Annotated in this window: 1 protein-coding gene and 1 pseudogene; one reads left to right on the forward strand and one right to left on the reverse strand. The window is 69.2% G+C overall.

The genetic code is table 11. The features are described 5' to 3' along the window. Nucleotides 1-202: pseudogene (locus ACOJTD_RS18785) on the forward strand (adenylate/guanylate cyclase domain-containing protein); the annotation flags it as partial. 190 nt (nt 203-392) lie between these two features. Here the strand turns inward: ACOJTD_RS18785 and ACOJTD_RS18790 are convergent. Further along, nucleotides 393-1,670 (reverse strand): glycerate kinase type-2 family protein, encoded by a 1,278-nt coding sequence (locus ACOJTD_RS18790; protein ID WP_420134390.1) that lies wholly within the window; start codon nt 1,668-1,670, stop codon nt 393-395. Between the last annotated feature and the right edge of the window lie 441 nt (nt 1,671-2,111).

Genomic DNA, 2,111 nt, shown 5'->3' on the forward strand with positions numbered 1-2,111 from the left:
CGGCCGCGACGTGGTGCCCTATGTGATCGACCATCTGCACGACGGCACGGAGCAGTCCGCGGTTGTGATCGAAAAGATGCCGGGGCTCGATGTCTATCTCGACACCGCGGCCCTCGCTCCAAACGACAGCGACAAGGCCCGTGCCATCCTGACGCGCGCGCTGCATTCCCTCGACAAACGCGAACTGCGGCCGGCGGAGTAGGGGCTAGTCGCGAAGCTGGGGCCGGTAACATACAATGATCGTCATCGCCGGAGCCCGCGCATGACGGTGGAGTGATCACGGCCCATCCGTCATTGCGAGCGAAGCAAAGCAATCCAGAGGCGCAGTGCTCGCAGCTTCTGGAGTGCTTCGTCGGCCTCGCCTCCTCGCAATGACGAGAGAGGCGGGTGCCTCAGACCAAAATCACCCGAATATCGTTGACGTTGGTCAGCGTCGGGCCGGTCAGCAGCAGGTCGCCGGTTTGTTCGAACAGGGTGGTGGCGTCGTTGTCGGCGAGCGTGGCGGCCGGGTCGAGCTTTAGGCCGTCGATCTTGGCGAAGGTGCGCGCATCGATCAGCGCGCCGGCCGGGTCGGTGGCGTGGCCGGCGCCGCCATCGGCGCCGTCGGTGTCGCCGGCGAGGGCGGCCACGTCCGGCAGGTCCTTGAGATGCTGCGCCAGTGCCAGCGCGTATTCCTGGTTGGGGCCGCCGCGGCCGTTGCCGCGCACGGTGACGGTGAGTTCGCCACCGGACATAATTGCCAGTCTCTTGCCGGCCGCGCGGGCCTCGCGCGCCAGCTTGGCATGCGCGGCGGCGACGTCGCGCGCTTCGCCTTCCAGGTCGCCGAGATCGACCACCTCGTAGCCGGCATCGCGTGCCACCTTGATGGCGGCATCCAGCGATTGCCGCGGCGTCGCGATGATCTCGAACCGGGCGCGCGCGAAGGCGGCGTCGCCGGCCTTGACGCTCTCGTTGCGCGGATCGTCGAGCGCGGCACGGACGGCGTGGTCTAGGTCGAGCTGATAGCGCGCGACCAGCGCCCGGGCGTCGGCCAGCGTCGTTGGATCCGGCACGGTCGGGCCTGAGGCGATTGCCGACGGCTCGTCGCGCGGCACGTCGGAGATCGCCAGCGTGACAATCTCGGCGGCGTTCTGGCCGGCACGGGCGAGGCGGCCGCCCTTGATCCGCGACAGATGTTTTCGCACCGCGTTGACCTCGCCGATCGGCGCGCCGGAGCGCAGCAGGGCGCGCGTGGTCTGCTGCTTCTGCGCCAGGGTGATGCCGTCGGCCGGCAGGATCCAGTTCGCCGATCCTCCGCCGGACAGCAGCACGAGCAGCAGATCGTCGGACGTGGCGGTGGCGGCCAGCGCCAGGCTGGCTTCGGCGCCGCGCAGGCCTTCGGCGTCAGGCATCGGGTGGCCGGCCTCGATCACCTCGATCACGCGGGTCGGAACACGGTGGCCGTGGCGCGTGGTGGCGATGCCGACCAGCTTCGCGGGATCGAGCTGTAGCGTGTCGAGATAGTGTCGCTCGGCGGCGGCGGCCATCGCGGCGGCGCCCTTGCCGGCGGCGAGGCAGATGATCCTTCCGCGCGGCGCGGCCGGCAAATGCGCCGCCAGGATGCGATCAGGATGCGCCGCCGCGACGGCAGCGTCGAAGATTGCGCGGAGCAACGGGCGGTGATCGGTCATCCGTCAGTTGTGGCAGGCGCGCCGCGGGGCGGCAAGACCGACAAGCCAAGGCGGATCCTCGCGGATGAGCCGTCGCGCTTCTTGTGATGGGCCGCCTTCAACCCTCTCCCCTCGTGGGAGAGGGTGCCGTCGCGCAGCGATGGCGGGTGAGGGGGCGCCGCGGAAGGGGCTCTCGGTTTCTAAGCACAGACGTGAGTGCGCTGCGCGCCCCCTCATCCGGCACGGACTTACGTCCGTGCCACGTTCTCCCGCGAGGGAGAAGGGAAGAGTGTGCGCTCAACGAAAAGGCCCTCCGCGTCACCGCGGAGGGCCTGATGGTCGGGCGAATACGCCGGCGAACTAGCCGCCGGTCGGGGCCGCGACTTCGACTTCGATGACGTCGCCGAAGAGCTTCCAGTTCTCGCCTTCGAACTTCATCATCTGCAGCTGCTCGATCGGCGC

Origin of the sequence: Rhodopseudomonas sp. (genome assembly GCF_048594845.1) — a bacterium.
Taxonomy (GTDB): Bacteria; Pseudomonadota; Alphaproteobacteria; order Rhizobiales; family Xanthobacteraceae; genus Rhodopseudomonas.

Coding starts and splice junctions, on each gene's coding strand:
- ACOJTD_RS18790 (WP_420134390.1), bottom strand. CDS start 1,670: ATGACCGATCACCGCCCGTTGCTCCGCGCAATCTTCGACGCTGCCGTC.